This is a genomic window from Leyella stercorea (assembly GCF_021531355.1).
GTDB lineage: Bacteria > Bacteroidota > Bacteroidia > Bacteroidales > Bacteroidaceae > Prevotella.
This window is the reverse complement of sequence record NZ_JADYTS010000215.1, coordinates 1-378: the sequence shown is the minus strand read 5'-3', so window position 1 is coordinate 378 and position 378 is coordinate 1. Positions and strand designations below refer to the sequence as shown.

Genomic DNA, 378 nt, shown 5'->3' with positions numbered 1-378 from the left:
TAAAAAGCACAGGAGACACGCTCACATATTCGGTTGCTGGTTTCCGCCAGGGGCAAGACCGAAGCATTGCCGATGTAATAGCCAAGATGCCTGGACTTGAGGTGAAAGCGGATGGCAAGGTGGAATACCAAGGAAAACCTATCAACAAGTTCTATATCGAGGGACTTGACTTAATGGGGGCGCAATATGGTGTAGCCAACCAAAACATCTCAGCCGATAAGATAAAGAGTGTGCAGGTGTTGGAGAATCATCAGTCGGTGAAGTCGTTGCGTGGCGTGTCGTTCAGCGAACAGGCTGCTCTCAACCTTGTGTTGAAGGATGATGCCAAAGCCGTATGGACGGGAGCGGCTGACATAGGTTTGGGTTATGGTGATGATT

The 378-nt window shown here is 49.5% G+C and carries 1 pseudogene; it reads left to right on the top strand.

The annotated features are described in order from the left end of the window. Positions 1 to 378 (top strand): annotated as a pseudogene (locus I6E38_RS15130) (TonB-dependent receptor); the annotation flags it as partial.